Source organism: Streptomyces amakusaensis (assembly GCF_039532665.1).
GTDB lineage: Bacteria > Actinomycetota > Actinomycetes > Streptomycetales > Streptomycetaceae > Streptomyces > Streptomyces amakusaensis.
This window is the reverse complement of sequence record NZ_BAAASB010000007.1, coordinates 187173-208636: the sequence shown is the minus strand read 5'-3', so window position 1 is coordinate 208636 and position 21464 is coordinate 187173. Positions and strand designations below refer to the sequence as shown.

The window sequence follows — 21464 nt, the reverse complement described above, 5'->3', positions numbered from 1 at the left end:
CGCTGCCGTCGCTGCCCGCTTCCCCCCGCCCGTAAACTGGGGGATCGGCCCCCGTTCGGGCCGCTGCCGTACGGCCCCCGGCCGGCCTCACCGCCCGGCCTCCCGCCGCCCACACCCAGCTCTCACTCAGGAAGTCGCCAACGTGTCGCTCACGATCGGAATCGTCGGTCTGCCGAATGTCGGCAAGTCGACCCTGTTCAACGCCCTGACCAAGAACGACGTGCTGGCGGCCAACTACCCGTTCGCCACCATCGAGCCCAACGTGGGCGTCGTCGGCGTCCCCGACCCGCGCCTCGCCGTCCTGGCCGGCATCTTCGGGTCCCAGCGCATCCTCCCGGCCACCGTCGACTTCGTCGACATCGCCGGCATCGTGCGCGGCGCGAGCGAGGGCGAGGGCCTGGGCAACAAGTTCCTGGCGAACATCCGTGAGTCGGATGCGATCTGCCAGGTCATCCGCGCCTTCAAGGACGAGAACGTCGTCCACGTCGACGGCAAGGTCTCGCCCAAGGACGACATCGAGACCATCAACACCGAGCTGATCCTCGCCGACCTCCAGTCCGTCGAGAAGGCGATCCCCCGTCTGACCAAGGAGTCCCGCCTCCAGAAGGAGAAGGTCGCCGTCCTCGCCGCCGTCGAGGCCGCCCAGAAGATCCTCGAGGCCGGCGACACCCTCTTCTCCGCCGGCATCACCCACGGCACCGAGCAGGGCACCCTCCTCCACGAGCTGCACCTCCTCACCACCAAGCCCTTCCTCTACGTCTTCAACGTCGACGAGGACGAGCTGGTCGACGAGGACTTCAAGAACGAGCAGCGCGCCCTCGTCGCCCCCGCCGAGGCCATCTTCCTCAACGCCAAGATCGAGTCCGAGCTGATCGAACTCGACGACGAAGAGGCCCTCGAACTCCTCCAGTCCATGGGCCAGGAAGAGCCCGGCCTCGCCGTCCTCGGCCGCGTCGGCTTCGACACCCTCGGCCTCCAGACCTACCTCACGGCAGGCCCCAAGGAGACCCGCGCCTGGACCATCAAGAAGGGCGCCACCGCCCCCGAGGCCGCCGGTGTGATCCACACCGACTTCCAGAAGGGCTTCATCAAGGCCGAGGTCATCTCCTTCGCCGACCTGGTCGAGACCGGCTCGGTGGCGGAGGCGCGCGCGAAGGGGAAGGCGCGCATGGAGGGCAAGGAGTATGTGATGCAGGACGGGGACGTCGTGGAGTTCCGCTTCAACGTGTAGCCGTGCAGCTACTGCGTGTTGGCTATTGAGTCAAACGTACACGTCAAGGGGTCGGGCTCTGTCGGGCCCGACCCCTTCGTCGTCCCCGTGCTGGACGGGTGCTGGATATTCTGACGTGTGGTCAGCGGTGGTCAGGTGTCGTAAACGGTGGACCGGTGCCCCACATGAACGACCCAGACCACCAGTTCCCCGTTGTCGATCGTGTAGACGATGCGGTAGTCGCCAACCCGTAGGCGTCGGCGATCTGGCTGGGACACGAGTGCCGTGGTGTTGCAGCCGAGCGGATCGCTTTCCAGCTCGGTCAGCTTGGCCAGGATGCGCAGTGCCATCTCGCGCGGGATCTTCCGAAGCTCGGCCTGTGCCTCGGGGCGGAAGACGGTTCGGTACTCACTCACTGCGCGCCAGCGTCTCCCTCATGATGTCCTCGATCGGGATGCCGGGTGCCGGGTTGGCCATGCGCTCGTCGATGATCCGGTTGATCTCGCGCTCTTCCCACTCCTGGTACTTGCGCAGCACTTCGATGGAGACCACGGCGGCCACTTCCCTGCCTCGGCGAGTGATCACCGTGGGCACGTCGTCGCGGTCGGCGCGCTCCACGACCTCGGCCAGGTGGGCGCGCACGTCACGGATGGACTCTATGGGCAGTGGCTGCGTCATGCGCTCAAGTGTACCTAGTGTCCCATGTGTACACAATGGCTGGAACGCGCGATGATCCCTTGCTGCGTGCTGGGTGACGTCGCACCGTGCTGGGACGATGCCGGGTGCGTGACAGCCTGCCAGGCGCTTCTTCCTCCTGGGCGGCACTGAGAGTGGTACGTTATTGAGTACCACTTGATGGAAGGGGTCAGGTTATGTCCATAACCGCGAGTGAAGCCCGTAAGGAACTCTTTCCGCTGATCAAGAAGGTCAACGAGAACCACGAGGCGATCGAGATCGTCTCCAAGCACGGCAATGCGGTGCTCGTCTCGGCCGAGGACTATGCGGCGCTGCGCGAAGGCTCGTACCTGCTGCGTTCCCCGGCGAACGCCCGGCGGCTGCTCAAGGCTTACGAGAATGCCCTGGCCGGCATCAATGTGTCGGAGCGCGAGCTGATCGATCCGGATTCCGCGGGTGCGGGTGCGGGCGCCGCGTGAGGCTTGTCTTCGAGGATCAGGGCTGGGAGGACTACACGTCCTGGCTCAAGAACGACCGCAAGATGCTCGCCCGGATCAACAAGCTCATTGAGGACGTCAGACGTGACCCCTTCTCGGGGATCGGCAAACCTGAACCCTTGAAGTACCACTTGCCCGGAGCGTGGTCGCGGCGGATCGACGACGAGCACCGGCTCGTCTACCTGGTGACCGACAAGGAGATCGTCATTCTCGCGGCTCGATACCGCTACTGACCGCTCGCGCGGTGAGGGTGGCGCTGGGAGAGTGCTCCTCCGGAGTCGGCCGTCGCCACCACCAGATCCGGCTCGGGCCGATTGCGTTGATCGAGCTTGATGGTCATCTCCCGTCCGACTCCTACGTCGCCCGGAGCCTGCTCCATGAGGGCCACGGTGAGCATCGTGATGAGATGGCCGTGCCACCACCCTTGCGGCGACAACATGAATGCGTGGGATCCGTCGATCAGCTCGGTGTGGCGCGGCGCTTCCGGGAGGCGGTCCGGATCCTCTCCGAACCAGCCTTCCGCGCGGGGCGGGTGCACGGGCGCATCCAGTCGGGCAGTGCGGTCATGCCTTCGCGGTAGCGGCCCACGGCTCAAGCCGGAGCACTGCCAGCCACCCGGCTGGAATCCGGCCGCTGGTGACTCGCTGGTTCAGGTCGCCTCCATGACGTTCGGGAGGAAGCCGTCGGGGCGGGGGCCGTCGGGGACGGCCGGGCCGCAGAGGTAGTGGGTGCCGCCCGCGTTGCAGCCGGCGATGGGCTCCACCGGCAGTCCATTGGGCAGGGCGACCGATTCGATCGGGTCCCTGCGGGCAAGGTCGAACTCGCCGTCGCAGGACAGATAGGAGACGACCTCGGGATGCGCGGCGATCCTCTGGAGCAGCGTGCTGTCCGAGAGGGCGACAGGGTTGAGGGCCTCGGTGATCGCAAGGGTCAGGGGATGCCCGGCGAGGACATGACGGACGGCATCGAGGGGCACGGGGCGTTCGTAGTAGTCCTCGAAGTGGGCCTGGACGGCCTCGGGGGAGCGGTCGGTGAGGAGGGAGAAAAGGAAGCCGGAGCCATCGGGACTCTCATTGCCGGAGGGAAAGCCGATGGCTGAGCCGGTGCGCCAGGCCGTGTCGCCGGTCTCCCGCCACAGGCAAGCGGTGACGAGAGGAGTGCCCGTGTCCTCGTCGCGGAAGGCGGGTTCGTCCAGGAGCGGGCTCAGCGCGGCGGGCACTTCGTCGATCACACCGGGCCAGACCTGCTCGTCACCCGTGCTGTACGGGCTCATCTCCGACTCGTGGTCGAAGCCGCGTATGAGCACGCCGACCGGGGTGAAGAGGACGGAGAAGTCGTCTCCCGAGCCGTTCTGCATCAAGGCCGCTTCCTCACCGGGCCCCCAGGCGGCGTCGAAGGTGTAGCGGCAGAACCGCGGATCGTCGCTGATGGCGGCGTCCAGGACGGCCAACGCGCGCAAATGGATACGGAGATCGGCAGGGCCGGGGAGGAGGGCGGCGGTCTCGTGCACAGTGCTCATGACGCCATGGAAGCAGCCACTACTGACAGTCGGGCGCGGTCGCCCGGACAGTGGTGCTACCCCTTCCAGCGGATTCTGACCGACCACGGCCGGCATGGGCGCAGACGTCGGCGGGGCGACGGATGAGGCGTCGTCGGACCATGCCGGCATGGCCGGGAGTTTCATGGCGCGGGTTCGGCGGCTGGCGGAAGACGCGGTGGAGTTGGGCGCGTTGGTCAACCGGCTTGAGGCGGCGGCCGACCCGGCTCCATTGGGCAGGGAGGATGCCGAGGACGCGACCCAGTCCGTACTCGCTACAGCCACCGACCCTGCGCCGACTGGTGGGACGCGGCCCCGGGGCATCCACCGGGGCCCGCGCCCCTGCCAGGGGGCTTCTGTGTCCCCGGTGTGGACGGGGGAGACAGCGAGCTTGCGGGGCGTGACAGGCGCATGACCTGTGTGGCGCACGTGTTACAGCATCACAGGCGCTCTTGTGTCATTCCTATGGATCGGCCAATCTTTCGCTGGCAGGCAAGACATGGACATGGCAGATCCAGGGGCCATTTCATGTCATGTACCTGACGATTTGCTCGGTGATGTGTCATCCAACGAGGAGGACCCCCCACATGTCAGTGATGCGCAACTCGCGTCGAGTACTCACCACGGTCAGCGCGGCGGCCGTCGCCGCCCTCGCGCTCGGTGCGGTCTCCGCGTTACCGGCCACCGCCGCCACAGCGGCCGGCCGGGCGGCGGAGGGAGTGATTCAGAATGCGGGCGCTCCGGGAGCGGTGAAGGACAGTTACATCGTGACGCTGAAGGAGTCGGCGGTGGATGCCGGCTCGAAGGCGGGGAAGGCGCTGGCGGCCGGGTACGGGGCGAAGATCGACCGGACGTACGAGGCGGTGCTGAACGGTTATGCGGTGAGCCTGTCGGAGGCGCGGGCGAAGGAGTTCGCGGCGGACCCGGCGGTGGCGTCGGTGGCGCAGAACAGGGTGTTCAGGACGACGGCGACGCAGACGAACCCGCCGTCGTGGGGGCTGGACCGGATCGATCAGTCGGCGTTGCCGCTGAATCAGAGCTATACGTATCCGGACACGGCGGGTGAGGGGGTGACGGCGTACGTCATCGACACCGGTGTGCGGATCTCGCACGGTGACTTCGGCGGCCGGGCCAGCTACGGCTATGACGCGATCGACAACGACAACACCGCGCAGGACGGCCACGGCCACGGCACGCATGTGGCCGGCACCGTGGCGGGCACGGCGTACGGGGTCGCGAAGAAGGCGAAGGTCGTCGGGGTCAGAGTGCTGAACAACCAGGGCTCGGGGACGACCGCGCAGGTCGTGGCGGGCATTGACTGGGTGACCCAGAACGCGGTCAAGCCGGCGGTGGCGAATCTGAGCCTCGGCGGCGGGGCGGACGCGACGCTCGACGCGGCGGTGCGGAACTCGATCGCCTCGGGCATCACGTACGCGATCGCGGCGGGCAATTCCAACGCCGACGCGAACAACTACTCGCCCGCCCGGGTGAGCGAGGCGCTCACGGTCGGCTCGACGACCAATACCGACGCGCGCTCCAGCTTCTCCAACTACGGCAGTGTGCTGGACATATTCGCCCCGGGCACGGGGATCACCTCGGCCTGGAACACCAACGACTCGGCGACCAGCACCATCTCCGGCACCTCGATGGCCGCGCCGCACGTCGCGGGCGCGGCGGCGCTGCATCTCGCGGCGAACCCGACCGCGAGCCCGGCGCAGGTCGCCACCGCGCTGACCACGGCCGCCACCAGCGGTGTCGTGACCTCTCCGGGCAACGGTTCGCCGAACCGTCTGCTCAAGGTCGGGGCGGGCGACACCCAGCCCCCCGGTGACCGCTTCGAGAACATCAACGACTACGCGATCAGCGACAACACCACCACGGAGTCCCCGATCACGGTCAGCGGGGTTTCCGGGAACGCTCCCGCCGCCCTGAGCGTGCCGGTCGACATCAAGCACACCTACATCGGCGACCTCCGGATCGACCTGGTCGCGCCCGACGGCACCGTCTACAACCTGAAGGCGCACGGGACCGGCGGCAGCGCCGACAACGTGATCACCACCTACTCGGTGAACGCCTCCTCCGAGGTCGCCAACGGTGTCTGGAAGCTGCGGGTCAACGACAACGCCGCGCAGGACACCGGGAAGATCGACTCCTGGGCGCTCCAGTTCTGAGGCCCTGAAGCTCTGACACTCGTACGGCCCTGAGAGACGGGGGCGGTCGCCCAAGGCGACCGCCCCTCCTCCGTGCGCGCGCTTTTTACGGAACCCGGCGTATCGGGAGTGTCGGTCGGTTTATACGATCGCGGACTGTCCCCGAAGCCCCCACTCCGACGAGGAGCACTCCACCCGTGGACCCAGCGCAGCCGGGCGAGAACCCGCCGCCCCAGCCGGACCCCGTACCGAGTCCCGCACCCAGTCCGGCACCGCCCTTCGCGCCGCACCTCGCACCCCGCCCGGCCCAGCACCCCGCGTACCAGGCGTACCCACCGCACCAGCAGCCTCCCGGGTATCCCGCGCCCCCGGCGGTCCCTCCCCTCAGCGGGCTCTCGGTCGGCTCCCTGGTCGCCGGGCTGGTCTGCTGTCTGCCGCCGCTCGGGCTCGTCCTGGGGCTGGTGGCGCTGGCGCGGATCAAGAAGCACGGGCAGCGCGGGCGGGGGATGGCGATCGCGGGAGCGTCGCTGTCGGCCGTGAGCACGGCGCTGGTGGGAGTCCTGCTGGTCAGCGGTGTGGCGGGGGAGGCCTGGGACGGGCTCCAGGAGGGGATGGAGGACGTTTCCCGCACCCGGAGCACGCTGGATCTGCGCAAGGGGGAGTGCGTCAATCTGCCGGGCGGCGTCGCGGCGGCCAGCGGGGAGGCCGAGACGGCGGAGGTGGTGGACTGCGCCGAGAGGCACGAGCTGGAGATCACGGGCACCTTCAAGGTCACGGGGTACGAGAAGTTCCCCGGCGAGGGACCGATCGAGACGCTGGCCTCGGAGCGCTGCGACGGGATCAACAGTGCGTACGCCCTGGACCCCTGGGCGGTCGAGGGCAAGCTGGACGGCTACTACCTCATGCCCACCAAGCAGAGCTGGCGGCTCGGCGACCGGGGTGTCACCTGCGGTCTCGTCAGCTCCGACAGCGGCCGGACGGCCGGCTCCGCACGGCGGGACGCCACCACCCTCGACGCGCACCAGCTGCTCTATCTGAAGGCCGAGCGGGCGGTCGAGGAGGCCTCGGGCAAGATGCCCGAGGCGGAGTACGAGGACGATCCCGAGGCGCACCGGAGCTATGCGCGGGAGGCGTCCGAGGTCTTCGGGGACCAGGCGCGCGCCCTGCGGGAGCACGACTGGCCGGGGAAGGCGGCCGGTGCGGTGACCGCGCGGGCGGCGCAGCTGGAGAAGGCCCGGACGGAGTGGGACAAGGCGGTCCGGGGCGGTGTGGACGACTACTGGATCCACGCCAGTGCGGCCCTGGAAATGCCGGGGGACGGGCCCAAGGGGATCGCGGCACGGCGAGCGCTGGGGCTGGCCCATGTGCCCCCGCCGGAGGAGCCGGAGGGGTCCGAGTCCTCGGAGGCACCGGAGGAAGGCGCTCCGCAGGCCTGAGGGAATAGGACGGAAGAGGCCGGCGTCCCGGGGCCACCGACAGCCCACGGAACACCGGCCTCGCTCAGGGCGCGCCTCCCGGGCCGGAAGGGCCCGGGACGCGCGGTCGCGGTCGCGGTCGCGGCGGCGCCGCGTGCCGCGTGCCGCTAGCGGCGCTTCAGCCCGCGGTCGACGGCCTTGACCAGCTGGCCGTCGGCGGTGTCCCCGTCCAGGGACCAGAACATCGCGCCGCCGAGACCCAGGTCACGGATGTACGAGGTCTTGGCGTTGAGCACCTTGGGGTCGTCGTACGTCCACAGGGTGTTGCCGTCGAACAGCCAGGCCTGGCCGTACTTCCGGTGGACCTTGTACTTGCCCGAGTCGGCGAGCCCCTTGAGGACCTTGTAGTCCTCGAAGCCCGGCTGGTGGATCGCCGGCGCGGGCCGCTCGGCGGGCTGCCCCATGCCGTCGCCGCCGCCGGTCACACCCGTCCAGCCCTGGCCGTAGAAGGGCATGCCGACCACGAGCTTGTGGGCCGGCGCGCCGCGCTTCAGCCAGTCGCCCACGGTCTGGTGGACGCTGAAGTCGTTCTTGGCGTAGAGCGCGGACTGCTGCGCGGTGGTCTTCTCGCCCGAGACATGGAAGTCGTAGCCCTGGAGGTTGACCCAGTCGAAGTCCTTCATGATCTTGCGGACCTCGAAGCCCGCGTCGATCTTCGCGGGGGCGGTGGGCACGAACGCGGAGAGGTCGTAGTGCTTGGCCTTCTTCACCCCCGTCCGGCGCGCCTCGCTCTTGGCGTATGCGTCGAGCTGGACGCGGAACTCCCGGATGAGGGCGGTGAAGTTCTTCTTGTCCTCCGGGCGGTACGGGGTGTCCGCCTCGCCCGAGGAGCCGGGCCACTCCCAGTCGACGTCGATGCCGTCGAAGAGCCCGGCCGCCGCGCCCTGGCCGCCGCGCGCGCCGTCCACGGGCAGATTGCCCTTGATGTAGATGTCGATGCAGGAGGAGACCAGCGCCTTGCGCTTGGCCTCGGTGAGCACCGCGTCGGAGAAGTGGGTGGACCAGCTCCAGCCGCCCAGCGAGATCAGAACCTTGAGGTTCGGGTTCTTCGCCTTCAGCTCGCGCAGCTGGTTGAAGTTGCCCGCGAGCTTCTGGTCGGCGGTGTCGCCGACGCCGTCCACCGATCCGGCCGCGTCCACCGGGCGCACGTAGTCGGCCCAGGAGTCCGCCTCGCCGAGGGGGCCGGTGATGAAGCACTTGCCCTCGGCGCTGACATTGCCGAAGGCGTAGTTGATGTGGGTCAGCTTCGCCGCCTGGCCGCTGGTGTCCAGGTTCTTGACGTGGTAGTCCCGGCCGTAGATGCCCCACTGGCTGAAGTAGCCGACACGCTTGTACGAGCGCTTGCCGTCGTCATCGTCACCGTCCCGGTCGGGGACGGCGGCCTGCGTCGCGCCCGGGGCGGGCGCGGCGGGCCGCGTCGCGCGCGGACCGGGTTCGGCGGACACGTCGGCCGTGGCGGCGGGGGCGATCGTCGCGAGGAGCGCGAGGGAGCTGACTCCGACGGCCGTACGTACGAGGGTTTTTCGACGCATGGGACTCATTCCTGTGCGTGCTCGCGGCATGCGGGGATGCCGGAACATTTCCGTGAACGGGGCGTCGTGCAGCTCAGGACCGTATTGGTCTGGACCATTGAGGTCAATGGTCTTGCGCGCAGTACCCGGGGTAACCGCCGCTGGAGTCCCAACTCATCACTTCGGGTGAAACTTTGGCCCATGGTTGCGGCCAACAACCCACCGTTGTCAGTCTGTTGCCGTCTGTCAAGGTGATGGGAGTGATTCAGTGGCATTCGGTGAGCAGCCCGCGTATCTGCGCATTGCGAGCGATCTCCGTCATCAGATCGTCAACGGCTCGCTGCCGCCGCACACCCGGCTCCCCTCCCAGGCCCGTATCCGCGAGGAGTACGGGGTCTCCGACACGGTCGCCCTGGAGGCGCGCAAGGTGCTGATGGCGGAGGGCCTGGTCGAGGGCCGCTCCGGCTCGGGCACCTATGTGCGGGAGCGCCCCGAGCCCCGCCGCATCTCCCGTTCCGGCTACCGCCCGGCCGCCGGGGCCAACCCCTTCCGCCAGGAGCAGTCGGTCGGCGGCGCGCGCGGCACCTGGGAGTCCAGCAGCGAGCAGGAGCAGGCCCCGCCGGAGATCGCGGACCGGCTCGGCGTCGAGACCGGCGCGCGGGTGATGCGTACGCGCTATGTGTTCCGCGACGGGGGGGAGCCGATGATGCTCTCCACCTCCTGGGAGCCGCTCGCCGTCACCGGGCGCACGCCGGTGATGCTGCCCGAGGAGGGGCCGCTCGGCGGCTGCGGGGTGGTGGAGCGGATGGCCGCGATCGACGTCGTCGTGGACAACGTGTCGGAGGAGGTCGGGGCCCGGCCGGGGCTGGCCGAGGAGCTGCTGGCGCTCGGGGGGGTGCCGGGCCATGTGGTGATGGTCGTGGAGCGTACGTACTACGCCTCGGGGCGCGCGGTGGAGACGGCGGACATCGTCGTCCCCGCGGACCGCTTCCGGATCGGCTACCGCCTTCCGGTGCGCTGACCCCTTCAAGGGGGCGCGTTCAGCCGAGTGCGCCCCCTCATTTCTCTCTCTTTGTGTAAACCCGTATCCGCTGAGTGAAGGTCAGGCGTAGGCTCCGGCATATGCGTAGTGCGGTTTCCGGGCCATTGCCGATGACATGCGGACCCACTGAGGGAGGGGTGCGATGAACGACGGAAGCCCTGTGCTGCCCTGGCTCGTCATACGTCAGGACGACAACGACAACTGCTATCGGGTCGGCCGGTACGCCACCGAGGAGGAGGCGCGGCAGCTGGCCGACACCCTTGAGAGCAAGGGCCACAAGCAGCTCTACTGGGTGGAGCGGGCCGCTCGGTCGACCCCTCTCTAGGCCGCGGCCCGGCCGCGCCCGGGGGTGGCTCCCGGTCGGCCCCGGGCCGGTCCGCAAACCCCGGGGGCGCACCGGACGGCGCGGCACAGTACGCTCCGGCGCATGACGGATCGCGTGGTGGTGGTCGCCGGAGCCCTGTACGACCGAGGGCGGCTGCTGGCCGCGCGCCGCAGCGCCCCCGAGGAAGTCGCCGGCCGCTGGGAGCTGCCCGGCGGCAAGCTGGAGCCGGGCGAGAGCGCGCCGGAGGCCCTCGTCCGCGAGTTGCGCGAGGAGCTGGGCGTCGAGGCGGAGCCGCTGGAGCGGATCCCCGGCGAGTGGCCGCTGAACCGCCCCGGCTCCGTGCTTCAGGCGTGGACCGCCCGGCTGGTCTCCGGCGAGCCCCGGCCGCTGGAGGACCACGACGAGCTGCGCTGGCTCGGCCCCGACGAGATCGATTCCGTCGACTGGCTGGATCAGGACCGCCCCGCCGTGGCCGAGGCCGCCCGCCGGCTGCGCGAAGCCACGAGGAAGACATGACGCCCGTACGGACCGGCGCGACGGGGCCGTCCGCCGGGGAGCGCGGGGGCGCGGAGACGCGGTCCGTACGCCGTTCGCGTCAACCACGCACCTCTTACCGGGCCGCGCACGGTACCCCGGACCGATTATCGGGTATGTCCTGATTGAGCCCCTGAAAAGGGGTCTGTGTCTGCTGCTGGTTCTGGAAGTGAGCGGCGTGATCGACACCGATGGCGCGCGCGCCGAATGGACCTTCCCCGCCGAGCCCGGCGCGGTGCGCACCGCCCGGCACTCCGTACGGGACGCCCTGCGGGCCTGGGGGCTCGATCCGGTACTCGGCGATGTGACGGTCCTGCTGGTCAGCGAGTTGGTGACCAACTCGCTGCGCTATGCCTCCGGCCCCATCGGAGTGGGTCTGACGCTCTGTGAACCACCGGGCGAGAACGCTCCCTTTCTGCTGGTCGAGGTCTCCGATCCGCTTCCGGATCCGCCGACCGAGCGGATCGCGGCACCGGATGACGAAGGGGGGCGCGGGCTCCAGCTGGTAGCCGGATCCGCGCGCCGCTGGGGTACCCGGCGCGGCAGGACGGGCAAGACGGTGTGGTTCGAGCTGCCACTTCCTGGTTAAGAGTCTGAAGAGATAACGATCACCGCTGTGGGCGGCGCAAAATGAACGAGACCGTGCTGTGATCGTGAACGCCGTGTGCCTCGGAGCCGTAGTGCTGAATACTGCGGTCATGGCCGGTCCGGTGCGGTGAGCTGGAGGGGACGGTCGCGTGAGCGAGATATCCGGGACGACGGGCGGCGTCGTGTGGCAGAGCAGCCCGCCTGGCTCGATCTATGACTACATCAGGGCTGCCGCCTTCTCGATAGGCCCCGACGGCCGGGTCGACCAGTGGAGCCGGCGCGCCGCCGATCTCTTCGGCGTGACTGCCGCCGAGGTCAGGGGCAAGGACCCGGTCGAGGTCTTCCTCGCGGCGGAGCTGCGCCCGCGTGGCCGCCGCCATGTCGCGGAGATCCTCGACGGCAAGGAGTGGACGGGGCTGGTCCCCTTCCGGATTCCCGGCCGCCGGGAGGACCGCGACCACGGGGTCGCCGAGGTCTATGTGATGCCCAGCGAGACGGAGGCCGGCGAACGCGCCGCGCTCTGTATCGTCGTCGACGTCCACGCGCTGCGGCAGATCGAGACCGACCTCGCCGCTTCACAGGCCATTTTCGGCCAGTCTCCTTTCGGGTTCCTTCTCTTCGGCACCGATCTCCGGGTCCAGCGCGCCAATCAGCGGTTCGCCACTGTCTTCGGCGGCGGGGTCGACGACCACCGGGGACGCACCGTCCACGACTATCTCTCCCGGCCCGAGGCCGACCGGATGAACGCCTCGCTGCGCCGGGTGCTGGAGACCGGGGAGCCCGCCGTCGAGCTCCAGCTCGTCGGCACCGCGCCGAACAGCGCGGAGCGCAGGCACTGGTCGGTCAACCTCTACCGGGTGCACAGCGGATCCGGCCGGCCCATCGGAGTGGCGGGCGTCGGCACCGATGTGACCCGCCGCAATGTCGCCGCCCGCGAGGCGGCCAGCGCCCGGCGCAATCTCGCCCTCCTCAACGAGGCGAGCGCCCGCATCGGCAACTCCCTCGATCTGGAGACCACCGCCCGGGAACTGCTCGACGTGGCCGTCCCCGGCTTCTGCGACCTCGCCTCCGTCGATCTCTACCAGTCCCTGGTGACCGGCGACGAGGCGCCGCCCGGCCGGTGGGGCTCACCCGGCTCCGAGGCCCACGGCGGCAGCGCCGCCCTGCGCAGGGTCGCCTTCGCCAGCGCCGTCTCCGACTCCCCGCTGGTCACCACCCCGGGCTGCGGCTCCCGGGACGGCCACCCCACCGCGGTCGGCGAGGTCCACCGCTACAGCTTCCACTCGCCCTGCGCCGAAGCCCTGCGCACCGCCAGGGTGCGGTCCATCCCGGGCGAGGAGGGCAGCCTCGTGCACTCCACGCTCGCCGTGCCGATGGTGGCCCACGACAGCGTCGTCGGGCTGGTCCAGTTCTCCCGTACGAAGGGCAGCGAGCCCTTCGGCGAGCGCGACCGCGCGCTCGCCGTCGAGCTGGCCGCCCGCGCCGCCGTCTGCATCGACAACGCCCGGCTCTACCGCAGGGAGCACGAGCGCGCGCTGATCCTCCAGCGCAGCCTGCTCCCGCCCGGCGACCCGGAGGCGGCGGGGCTCACCATCGCCGCCCGCTATCTCCCCGCGAACGCCGCGACCGAGGTCGGCGGGGACTGGTTCGACGTCATCGAACTGCCCGGCCACCGGACCGCCCTCGTGGTGGGCGATGTGATGGGCCGGGGGCTGCGCGCCGCGGTCGCCATGGGCGAACTGCGCACCGCCGTGCGGACCCTGGCGCTGCTCGACCTGGAGCCCGCCGAGGTGCTCTCCGCGCTCGACGAGATCGCCCGCGGCCTGGGCAGCCCCAGCGGCACCCAGCAGGCCTCCCGGGTGGCCCACAAGTCCCGCGAGGCCGACCTCTCCGAGGTGTATCTCGCCACCTGCGTCTACGCGGTCTACGACCCGGTCACCCGCCGCTGCACCTTCGCCAACGCCGGGCATCTGCCGCCCGTGGTGGTGGAGCCGGGCCAGGAGGCGCTGCTGCTCGACGTGCCGCCGGGGATGCCGCTCGGAGTGGGCGGCGAACCCTTCGAGGAGGTCGAGGTGGAGCTTCCCGAGGGCGCGCTGCTCGCCCTCTACACCGACGGTCTCGTCGAGTCCCGGCACCACCCGCTGGACGAGGGCCTCAGCGCCTTCCGCACCGCCCTCACCGCCACCCGCGCCAGGCCGGAGGCCCGCCCGGAACCGGCGGGGCCGAATGCCGCGCAACCCCCGGGCCCCCGGCCCGGCCGCCCCGGACCCCTCGTCCCGAGGCCGGGACTCCCCGGGCTCCCCGGACTCCCTCGGCGGCCCGAGAACCCCGGCCCCGCGGCGGCGAGGCCCGCGCCCGCCCGGCCCGCGGGCCCGCGCCGCGAGCAGCCCCCGGCGGAGCCGGCCCCCGCCGGACTCCCCAGGTCGCTGGAGGGCATCTGCGACCACGTGCTGAGCACCCTCGACACCCGGCACGGCGAGGACGACATCGCCCTGCTGATGGCCAGGGTCCAGGGCCTGCCCGCGGAGGCCGTCGGGGACTGGCAGCTGCCGCGCGAGCCGCGCTCGGTGGGCAGGGCCCGCGAGCTGGCCCGCGCGCTGCTGGCCTCCTGGGAGCTGTCCGCCCTGGTCGACACGGTCGAACTGCTCGTCAGCGAGCTGGTCACCAACGCGCTGCGGTACGGCGAGGGCGAGATCAGGCTGCGGCTGCTGCTCGACCGCACCCTCGTCTGCGAGGTGTGGGACGCCGGTCTGGTCCAGCCCCGCCGCCGAAGGGCCCGTGACACCGACGAGGGCGGCCGGGGGCTCCAGCTGGTCGATCTGATGAGCGCGGCCTGGGGCTCGCGCCGCACCCCGCGCGGCAAGACGGTCTGGTTCGAACTGGCCCTGCCCGGCGACGGCTCCCCGTCCGAACCCACGGTGGAACAGCTGCTGAGCATGTACTGACGGCGGCCTCAGCCCCCGGAGCCGGACCCGGAGCCGGCCTTCAGGGCCGCCAGCCGCGCCTCCACCTCCGCCGTGTCGCCGAGGCTGTCCAGCTGCTCGAACTGCGCGTCCAGCGAGGAGGCGGCCAGCTCCTGCTTGCCCAGCGCCCTCGCCTCCTCCCGGCGCACCTTGTCCTCGAACCGGTGCAGCTCGCTCGTCGGGTCGAGCACATCGACGCTCTTCACCGCGTCCATCATCCGGTTCTGCGCGTGCGCCGTCCGCGAGCGGGCCACCAGCTCGTCCCGCTTGGACCGCAACTGGGCCAGCTTGGACTTCATCCGGTCGAGCCCGGACTTGAGCTTCTCCACGACTTCCGTCTGGGAGGCGATCACCGGCTCCGCCGTCCTCGCCTCCCCCTCCGACGCCAGCTGCCGCTGGAGCGCGACCTTCGCGAGATTATCGAATTTGTCCGCCTCCGCGATCTGCCCGGCCGCCCTCAGCCCGTCCCCCTTGCGGCTGGCCGCCAGCGCCTTGCCGCCCCACTCCCGCGCCGCCTCCACATCCTCCTGATGGTCCTGCTCCAGCAGCCGCAGATTGCCGATGGTGCCCGCCACCGCCTGTTCCGCGTCGGCGATGTTGTCGGTGTAGTCCCTGATGAGCTGATCGAGCATCTTCTCCGGATCCTCGGCCTGGTCGAGCAGGGCGTTGATATTCGCCTTCGCCAGCTGGGTGACCCGGCCGAGTACGGTCTGCTTGGTCATCGCGCTTCTCCTTGTGCGTGCGTGGGGTACGAAAAGGGGCCCAGGTCGTCTCAGAACCGGCCGCCTCCCATCCGGCCGCGCGTCCCCCCGCCGCCGAAGCTGCCGGGACCGCCGCCGCCGAAGCCCCCGCCCCTACCGCCGCCGCCTCCACCGCCCCCGCCGCCGAAGAGTCCGCCGAGGATGATCCCGCCGAGCACCGCGCCGCCGAGCCCGCCGCCGGGGCCGCCCGCCCGGCCCCCGCCGAAGCCGCCGCCCGGACCGAAGCCGCCGCCGCCCCCGTACCCCCGTACATCGTTCTCGGCGAGGCTCTGCGCCTGCCGCGCCAGCGCGTCCGCCTGCTGCGCCTCGGCCAGCGCGCCCTGGACGTCGCTCTGGTCCGCCGCGGCCCCGGCCAGCTCGCCGGAGCGGCGCAGCCGCCGCTGGGCCTCCGCGAGCCGGGTCCTGGCCTCGCTGCCGACGGCCCCGCGGTGGGTGGTGATGTAGTCGGCCGCCGCGCCGATCGCCGAACCGGCGGTGAGCGTCGCCTGCTCCAGCAGCGCCCTGGCCCGCCGGGTCCCGCGCTCGTTCTCCCGCGCCCCGGCCAGCGCCTCGTCCAGCCCCGCGTCCGCCTCCTCGACCCGGCGCAGCGCGTCGATCGGGTCGTAGGGACCGGCCGCCAGCTCCGTACGCACCTCGGCCGCGACCGTCTCGGCGCGGGCGATCCGGCCCTGGAGGGCCGCGGTCGGAGTGCCGGTCGGAACGCCCTTCAGCAGCCCGCGCGCCTCGGCGAGATCGCTGTCGGTCTCGGTGAGCGCGCCCGGCAGTCGGCCCACCGCCTCGGCGAGTTCCCCGGCGCGCCGCTCCACCGCGTCCATCAGCTGCCCGGCCTGGGCGAGCGCCCCCTCCGCCGCGCGCACCCGCACGGCCGCCGCCCCGTTGTCGCCGGCCGCGACCGCCTCCCGGGCCCGGTCCAGGCCCTCGCGCGCGAAGTCCAGGCGCTCCTTCGCCTGTACGGCGCTGTCGGCGACGGGCGCGGCGGCGGAGGGGGCGTACCGCTCGCGCATCACCGAGAGGGTCGCCTCGGCGGTGATCAGCCGTCCGTCGAGCCGGGTGAAGGCCGCGGCGGCCTCGGCGAGCGCGGCGGGGGCGTTCCGCTCCAGGTCGCGCAGCCGGTCGAAGGCGGCCGACTCCGAGTCGAGGCGGCGGTTGGCGTCCGCGCAGCGGGACAGGATCTCGTCGAGCATCCGCCGGCGGGTCCCGTCGTCCTCCGGGTGGGCGTCGTCGAGCTGCTGCCGCAGCCGGAAGGCGGCCATCAGCTGGGTCTTGGCGTATCCGGTCGCCTCCTGGAACGGTCTCGCCGCGTCGTCGCCGAACTGGGCGGCGGCGAAGCCCAGCTCCTCCTGGCTGGTGCGCAGGGCGTCGTCCGTGTCGACCAGCGCCTGCCGGGCGTCCGCGTCCAGCTCGGCGAGCGGCTTCGGCGGGGGCGGCCCGCCGCTCCAGCCGCCGTCGCCGCGCGGGGTGGTCCGGGCCGTGGCGCGCCTGCGGCGCCGGGTGTACGCGTACGCCCCGATCGCGGCGGCCCCGCCGAGCAGGGCGACGGGGAGCACCAGATCGCCCGCGCCCGCCCCGGAGCCCGGCCCGCCGGGGTCGCGCGGACCGGGGGTGACGGCGGGCGTCGGCACGGGCCGGCCGCTCAGCACCGCCGCGTAGCCGTCGGCCGCGCCAATGGCCGCGCCGGCCCAGTCGCTCCGCCGGAGCGCGGGTTCGACGGCGGTGCTCGCGACCTCGGCGAGCTGGGCGTCGGTGAGGCGGGACGAGGCGTCCACCCGGTAGGCGTACTGGCGGTCGTGGGTGGCGATCGCGAGGAGTACGTCGTTCTGGCCGAGGCCGTTCTTCCGGGCGGTGGCGTCGGCCCACTCCTGGGCGGAGCGGCCGGAGAAGTCCCGGACGTAGACGGTGAAGAGCTGGATCCGCTGCTCGCCGTAGAGGCGGTCGAGGGCCGCGGCGACCTCGGGTTCGCGGTCGCCGAGCGCGTTCACCCGGTCGGTGATCTGTCCTTCGCGGGAGAGGGCCACCGGCTCGTCGGCGGGCAGCGCCCGGACGGCGTTCCCCGGGGTCGTGTTCCCCGTGGCGGCGGCCGGGGCGGCCGGGGCGGGAGCGGCGGGCACGAGCAGCCAGCACGCCGCCACCAGCGAGGCAGACAGGGTCCGGGCGGCTGTTCGTGTCACATCTGGGAGGCTATGTCCGCCACTCGGGCCGCGCGACCCGGCCGCACGGCGGACGGGCCGCCCGCCGGGGCGGACGGCCCGTCACTGTCAGTGGTGGCGTCTCACGTGGTGCGTGAAGGCCGGAGCTCACTCACCCCGCCGTCTGATCTTGTTCCCCAGCCACACCAGAGGGTCGTACTTCCGGTCCGCGGCCCGTTCCTTGAGAGGAATCAGCGCATTGTCCGTGATCTTGATCCCTTCGGGGCACACCTCGGTGCAGCACTTGGTGATGTTGCAGTAGCCGAGTCCGTGCTCCTCCTGCGCGGTCTTCTTGCGGTCGAGGCCCGACTCGGCCGCCGCGTCCAGGGGGTGCATGTCCAGCTCGGCCACCCGCATCAGAAAGCGCGGACCGGCGAAGGCCGGTTTGTTCTCCTCGTGGTCGCGCACCACATGGCAGGTGTCCTGGCAGAGGAAGCACTCGATGCACTTGCGGAACTCCTGGGAGCGGTCCACATCGACCTGCTGCATCCGGTAGTCGCCCGCCGCCACCCCGGGCGGCGGGACGAAGGAGGGCACCTCCCTGGCCTTGGCGTAGTTGAAGGACACGTCCGTCACCAGATCGCGCACCACGGGAAAGGCCCGCAGCGGGGTCACGGTGATCGTCTCCTCACGCGTGAAGACGGACATCCGGGTCATGCACATCAGCCGCGGCCTGCCGTTGATCTCCGCGCTGCACGAGCCGCACTTGCCCGCCTTGCAGTTCCAGCGGACCGCGAGATCGGAGGCCTGGGTGGCCTGGAGCCGGTGGATGATGTCCAGGACCACCTCGCCCTCGTTGACCTCGACGGTGAAGTCCTCCAGCTCCCCGCCGTCCTGGTCGCCCCGCCACACCCTGAAGCCGGCTTGGTACGAACTCACTCGTAGAGCTCCTCTTCGGCGAGGTACTTGACCAGCTCCTCCTTCTCGAAGAGAGCGAGCAGGTCCGGACGGATGGGCTCGGTGGTGCGGCGCTCCAGCGCGATCCGGCCGCGCGCCGGTTCGTCCCCGGGGGTGTCGGGGCCGTTCAGCCGGCAGAGCAGATTCACCCGCCGCCAGTCGCGTTCCATCGTGGGGCAGTCCTCCCGGGTGTGCCCGCCCCGGCTCTCGGTGCGCTCCCGGGCGGCCCGGGCCACGCACTCGCTGACCAGCAGCATGTTCCGCAGATCCAGGGCGAGGTGCCAGCCGGGGTTGAACTGCCGGTGCCCCTCCACCCCGGCCCGCCCGGCCCGTACGCGCAGCTCGGCCAGGCGTTTCAGGGCCTGGGTCATCTCGCCCTCCCGGCGGATGATCCCGACCAGGTCGTTCATGGTCTGCTGGAGCTCCTGATGCAGGGTGTACGGATTCTCCGGGGCGGCGCCGTCCGCCGTGTCCGGGGCGCTGAAGGGGCGCAGCGCCTCGGCGGCGGCGGTCTCGATCTCGGCCTCGCTCACTTCCGGCCGGACGGCTGAGGCCGTCGCGAAGCCGGCCGCGTGCAGCCCGGCGCGCCGGCCGAAGACCAGCAGATCGGAGAGGGAGTTGCCGCCGAGCCGGTTCGATCCGTGCATCCCGCCCGCGACCTCGCCCGCCGCGAACAGCCCGGGGACCCCGAGGGCGGCCGCGCTGTCGGAGTCGACCGCGATACCGCCCATGACGTAGTGGCAGGTGGGGCCGACCTCCATGGCCTCGGCGGTGATGTCGACGTCCGCCAGCTCCTTGAACTGGTGGTACATCGACGGCAGCCGCCGCCGGATCACCTCGGCCGGCATCCGGGTGGAGACATCGAGGAAGACCCCGCCGTGCGGGGAGCCCCGGCCCGCCTTCACCTCGGAGTTGATGGCGCGGGCGACCTCGTCGCGGGGGAGCAGCTCGGGCGGGCGGCGGTTGTGGTCCGGGTCCTCGTACCAGCGGTCGCCCTCGTCCTCGGTCTGCGCGTACTTCTCCTTGAACACGTCCGGCACATAGTCGAACATGAACCGTTTGCCCTCGGAGTTGCGCAGCACCCCGCCGTCGCCGCGCACCGACTCGGTGACGAGGATGCCCTTGACCGAGGGCGGCCAGACCATCCCGGTCGGATGGAACTGCACGAACTCCATGTTGAGCAGCGGCGCTCCGGCGAGCAGCGCCAGCGCGTGTCCGTCGCCGGTGTACTCCCAGGAGTTGGAGGTCACCTTGAAGGACTTGCCGATCCCGCCGGTGGCGAGGACGACCGCGGGGGCCTCCAGCACGAAGAAGCGGCCGGACTCCCGCTCGTAGCAGAACGCCCCCGAGACCCGGCCCGCGTCCCCGTCCCCGTCCCCGGGGCCGTGGTCCTTGAGGATCCTGGTGACGGTGCACTCCTGGAAGATCTTGAGCCGTGCCTCGTGGTCGCCGAACTCCTTCTCGTCCTCCTGCTGGAGCGAGACGATCTTCTGCTGGAGGGTGCGGATCAGCTCCAGACCGGTCCGGTCGCCGACATGGGCGAGCCGGGGGTACTCATGGCCGCCGAAGTTGCGCTGGGAGATCCTTCCGTCGGAGGTGCGGTCGAAGAGCGCTCCCCAGGTCTCCAGCTCCCAGACCCGTTCCGGGGCCTCCTGGGCGTGGAGTTCGGCCATCCGCCACTGGTTGAGGAACTTGCCGCCGCGCATGGTGTCGCGGAAGTGGACCTGCCAGTTGTCCCCGGAGTTCACATTGCCCATGGAGGCGGCGATGCCGCCCTCCGCCATCACGGTGTGGGCCTTGCCGAAGAGGGACTTGCAGATCACGGCGGTGCGCGCGCCGCGCTCCCGGGCCTCGATCGCGGCCCGCAGCCCGGCCCCTCCCGCGCCGACCACGACGACGTCCCACTGCTGTCGCTCGAGCCGCGTCATCAGAAGAACCTCGGATCGTCGAAGGCGCCGGAGGCGACGAGATACACATAGAAGTCGGCGAGTCCGACGCTGATCAGCGATGCCCAGGCCAGCTGCATATGACGTGCGTTCAGCTTGCCGACCCAGCCCCACAGCCGGTAGCGCACCGGGTGCCGGGAGAAGTGCTTCAGCCGTCCGCCGACGATGTGCCGGCAGGAGTGGCAGGAGAGGGTGTACGCCCAGATCAATACGATGTTCACCAGGAAGACGAGGGTGCCGAGGCCCATGTGGCCCCAGGCGTAGTGCTCGTCGCGGAAGGTGAGCACGGTGTCGTAGGTGAGGATTCCGGCGACCAGCAGAGCCGCGTAGAAGAAGTACCGGTGGAGATTCTGGAGGATCAGCGGGAAGCGGGTCTCCCCGGTGTACTTCTTGTGCGGCTCGGCGACCGCGCAGGCCGGCGGTGAGGCCCAGAAGCCCCGGTAGTAGGCCTTGCGGTAGTAGTAGCAGGTCAGCCGGAAGCCCAGCGGGAAGATCAGGATCAGCAGCGCGGGGGAGAGGCCCCACCAGCCGCCGATGATCTCCCAGTTCGGGCCACCTCTCATCGGTGCGCAGTTCTCCGAGAGGCAGGGCGAGTAGAAGGGCGAGACATAGGGCGCGGCGTAGTAGTCCGCGTTGGCGAACGCCCGCCAGGTCGAGTAGAGGACGAAGGCGAGCAGTCCGCCGGCGGTCAGCGCCGGGGAGAGCCACCATCGGTCCGTCCGCAGATGGCGGGCCCCGATGGTGGCGCGCGTCGCGCCGTGCACGCCCGAGTGAGTAGGAGGTGGTTCGGTACCAGTGGCCAACGAGTTCTCCTCGAGTCTGCCGTTCAGGCAGAGCAGCGGATCAGGGAGCGTGCCGGTCGCGGACGCCCAGACCCTCGTCGTCCGAGTCCGTCCACAGTGCGGTGTTGTAGGGCGTGTCGGGGATGGTGACCAGCTCCGGGCGTTCCTGCCGGGTCTTCCCGGCCGCTTCGCGGACCGGCAGCTCGCCGCCGCCGGGCAGCCGGCCGACGGTCCGTTCCAGCTCTCCGACCCGCTGTGCCAGCTCGTCGAGGCGGTTTCTCAGTGTGTCCAGGTCTGCCTGCTGGGACATGACTTGCCCTCACTTCCGCAGGGTGCGGGTGGCGTCGCTCATGCGCCTGCGAGTGTTGCGCCTCACATCCCCCTT

At 70.9% G+C, this 21464-nt stretch carries 20 protein-coding genes and 1 pseudogene; 10 read left to right on the top strand and 11 right to left on the bottom strand.

The annotated features are described in order from the left end of the window. Positions 1-142 precede the first annotated feature (142 nt). Complete coding sequence (gene ychF / locus ABD371_RS14950; RefSeq protein WP_344476901.1) at positions 143-1231, top strand: redox-regulated ATPase YchF; 1089 nt, start codon at positions 143-145, stop codon at positions 1229-1231. 131 nt (positions 1232-1362) lie between these two features. On the opposite strand, the gene ABD371_RS14945 is transcribed toward ychF, so the two are convergent. Further along, entirely contained in the window at positions 1363-1626 is a 264-nt protein-coding gene (locus ABD371_RS14945; protein ID WP_344476899.1) for a type II toxin-antitoxin system RelE family toxin, read from the bottom strand. Next, a complete protein-coding gene (locus ABD371_RS14940; RefSeq protein WP_329583153.1) occupies positions 1619-1888 on the bottom strand; it encodes a type II toxin-antitoxin system Phd/YefM family antitoxin in 270 nt (89 codons plus the stop codon). Before ABD371_RS14940 ends, ABD371_RS14945 begins: the two co-directional genes overlap by 8 nt. 194 nt (positions 1889-2082) lie before the next feature. On the opposite strand from ABD371_RS14940, the gene ABD371_RS14935 reads away from it, so the two are divergent. Next, positions 2083-2364 carry a type II toxin-antitoxin system Phd/YefM family antitoxin gene (locus tag ABD371_RS14935; RefSeq protein WP_344476896.1) on the top strand — a complete coding sequence of 94 codons (282 nt, stop codon included), beginning with the start codon at positions 2083-2085 and terminating at the stop codon, positions 2362-2364. Beyond that, a complete protein-coding gene (locus ABD371_RS14930) occupies positions 2361-2615 on the top strand; it encodes a Txe/YoeB family addiction module toxin (RefSeq protein WP_099889683.1) in 255 nt (84 codons plus the stop codon). The genes ABD371_RS14935 and ABD371_RS14930 overlap by 4 nt, the downstream gene beginning before the upstream one ends. Before the next feature lie 47 nt (positions 2616-2662). On the opposite strand, the pseudogene ABD371_RS14925 reads toward ABD371_RS14930, so the two are convergent. Both ABD371_RS14925 and ABD371_RS14920 read right to left on the bottom strand, forming a co-directional pair. Continuing rightward, a pseudogene (locus ABD371_RS14925) lies at positions 2663-2949 on the bottom strand (Uma2 family endonuclease); the annotation flags it as partial. Positions 2950-3031: 82 nt separating this feature from the next. Then, positions 3032-3901 carry a hypothetical protein gene (locus ABD371_RS14920; RefSeq protein ID WP_344476891.1) on the bottom strand — a complete coding sequence of 290 codons (870 nt, stop codon included), beginning with the start codon at positions 3899-3901 and terminating at the stop codon, positions 3032-3034. A 605-nt stretch (positions 3902-4506) separates the two neighbouring features. On the opposite strand from ABD371_RS14920, the gene ABD371_RS14915 reads away from it, so the two are divergent. Continuing rightward, a complete protein-coding gene (locus ABD371_RS14915; protein ID WP_344476889.1) occupies positions 4507-6090 on the top strand; it encodes a S8 family peptidase in 1584 nt (527 codons plus the stop codon). Positions 6091-6266: 176 nt separating this feature from the next. After that, a complete protein-coding gene (locus ABD371_RS14910) occupies positions 6267-7505 on the top strand; it encodes a DUF4190 domain-containing protein (protein ID WP_344476887.1) in 1239 nt (412 codons plus the stop codon). Positions 7506-7651: 146 nt separating this feature from the next. Here the strand turns inward: ABD371_RS14910 and ABD371_RS14905 are convergent, their stop codons facing one another. After that, positions 7652-9076, bottom strand: coding sequence for a glycoside hydrolase family 18 protein (locus ABD371_RS14905; RefSeq protein WP_344476885.1), 1425 nt, complete (start codon positions 9074-9076; stop codon positions 7652-7654). A 247-nt stretch (positions 9077-9323) separates the two neighbouring features. Between ABD371_RS14905 and ABD371_RS14900 the strand changes: the two genes are divergently transcribed. The 5 genes from ABD371_RS14900 (at position 9324) to ABD371_RS14880 (ending at position 14489) form a co-directional block, all read left to right on the top strand. Next, positions 9324-10076, top strand: a complete 753-nt coding sequence (locus ABD371_RS14900; RefSeq protein ID WP_344476883.1) for a GntR family transcriptional regulator — start codon at positions 9324-9326, stop codon at positions 10074-10076. A gap of 163 nt (positions 10077-10239) precedes the next feature. Then, complete coding sequence (locus ABD371_RS14895; protein ID WP_344476881.1) at positions 10240-10422, top strand: SPOR domain-containing protein; 183 nt, start codon at positions 10240-10242, stop codon at positions 10420-10422. A gap of 102 nt (positions 10423-10524) precedes the next feature. After that, the gene (locus ABD371_RS14890) at positions 10525-10938 is read left to right on the top strand and encodes a (deoxy)nucleoside triphosphate pyrophosphohydrolase (protein ID WP_344476878.1); all 414 of its coding nucleotides are present in this window, start codon (positions 10525-10527) and stop codon (positions 10936-10938) included. A 187-nt stretch (positions 10939-11125) separates the two neighbouring features. Next, a complete protein-coding gene (locus tag ABD371_RS14885) occupies positions 11126-11545 on the top strand; it encodes an ATP-binding protein (protein ID WP_344476875.1) in 420 nt (139 codons plus the stop codon). A 148-nt stretch (positions 11546-11693) separates the two neighbouring features. Then, positions 11694-14489 carry a SpoIIE family protein phosphatase gene (locus ABD371_RS14880; RefSeq protein WP_344476873.1) on the top strand — a complete coding sequence of 932 codons (2796 nt, stop codon included), beginning with the start codon at positions 11694-11696 and terminating at the stop codon, positions 14487-14489. 8 nt (positions 14490-14497) lie between these two features. Here the strand turns inward: ABD371_RS14880 and ABD371_RS14875 are convergent, their stop codons facing one another. From ABD371_RS14875 to ABD371_RS14850, 6 genes are all read right to left on the bottom strand, one after another. Continuing rightward, positions 14498-15229 carry a PspA/IM30 family protein gene (locus ABD371_RS14875; RefSeq protein WP_344476871.1) on the bottom strand — a complete coding sequence of 244 codons (732 nt, stop codon included), beginning with the start codon at positions 15227-15229 and terminating at the stop codon, positions 14498-14500. Positions 15230-15279: 50 nt separating this feature from the next. Further along, the gene (locus tag ABD371_RS14870; protein ID WP_344476869.1) at positions 15280-17436 is read right to left on the bottom strand and encodes a TPM domain-containing protein; all 2157 of its coding nucleotides are present in this window, start codon (positions 17434-17436) and stop codon (positions 15280-15282) included. A 126-nt stretch (positions 17437-17562) separates the two neighbouring features. Then, positions 17563-18333, bottom strand: a complete 771-nt coding sequence (locus ABD371_RS14865; RefSeq protein ID WP_344476867.1) for a succinate dehydrogenase/fumarate reductase iron-sulfur subunit — start codon at positions 18331-18333, stop codon at positions 17563-17565. Continuing rightward, positions 18330-20279, bottom strand: a complete 1950-nt coding sequence (locus ABD371_RS14860) for a fumarate reductase/succinate dehydrogenase flavoprotein subunit (protein WP_344476865.1) — start codon at positions 20277-20279, stop codon at positions 18330-18332. The genes ABD371_RS14865 and ABD371_RS14860 overlap by 4 nt, the downstream gene beginning before the upstream one ends. After that, positions 20279-21100: a hypothetical protein gene (locus ABD371_RS14855; protein ID WP_344476863.1), complete on the bottom strand. Its 822-nt coding sequence runs from the start codon at positions 21098-21100 to the stop codon at positions 20279-20281. The genes ABD371_RS14860 and ABD371_RS14855 overlap by 1 nt, the downstream gene beginning before the upstream one ends. 40 nt (positions 21101-21140) lie before the next feature. Then, positions 21141-21389: a hypothetical protein gene (locus ABD371_RS14850; RefSeq protein ID WP_344476861.1), complete on the bottom strand. Its 249-nt coding sequence runs from the start codon at positions 21387-21389 to the stop codon at positions 21141-21143. Between the last annotated feature and the right edge of the window lie 75 nt (positions 21390-21464).

What these genes read in the sequence shown, in the direction of transcription:
- ABD371_RS14875 (WP_344476871.1), bottom strand. Translation starts at nt 15,229, where the DNA reads ATGACCAAGCAGACCGTACTCGGCCGGGTCACCCAGCTGGCGAAGGCG.
- ABD371_RS14935 (WP_344476896.1), top strand. Translation starts at nt 2,083, where the DNA reads ATGTCCATAACCGCGAGTGAAGCCCGTAAGGAACTCTTTCCGCTGATC.
- ABD371_RS14850 (WP_344476861.1), bottom strand. Translation starts at nt 21,389, where the DNA reads ATGTCCCAGCAGGCAGACCTGGACACACTGAGAAACCGCCTCGACGAG.
- ABD371_RS14895 (WP_344476881.1), top strand. Translation starts at nt 10,240, where the DNA reads ATGAACGACGGAAGCCCTGTGCTGCCCTGGCTCGTCATACGTCAGGAC.
- ABD371_RS14940 (WP_329583153.1), bottom strand. Translation starts at nt 1,888, where the DNA reads ATGACGCAGCCACTGCCCATAGAGTCCATCCGTGACGTGCGCGCCCAC.
- ABD371_RS14915 (WP_344476889.1), top strand. Translation starts at nt 4,507, where the DNA reads ATGTCAGTGATGCGCAACTCGCGTCGAGTACTCACCACGGTCAGCGCG.
- ABD371_RS14860 (WP_344476865.1), bottom strand. Translation starts at nt 20,279, where the DNA reads ATGACGCGGCTCGAGCGACAGCAGTGGGACGTCGTCGTGGTCGGCGCG.
- ABD371_RS14905 (WP_344476885.1), bottom strand. Translation starts at nt 9,076, where the DNA reads ATGCGTCGAAAAACCCTCGTACGTACGGCCGTCGGAGTCAGCTCCCTC.
- ABD371_RS14920 (WP_344476891.1), bottom strand. Translation starts at nt 3,901, where the DNA reads ATGAGCACTGTGCACGAGACCGCCGCCCTCCTCCCCGGCCCTGCCGAT.
- ABD371_RS14890 (WP_344476878.1), top strand. Translation starts at nt 10,525, where the DNA reads ATGACGGATCGCGTGGTGGTGGTCGCCGGAGCCCTGTACGACCGAGGG.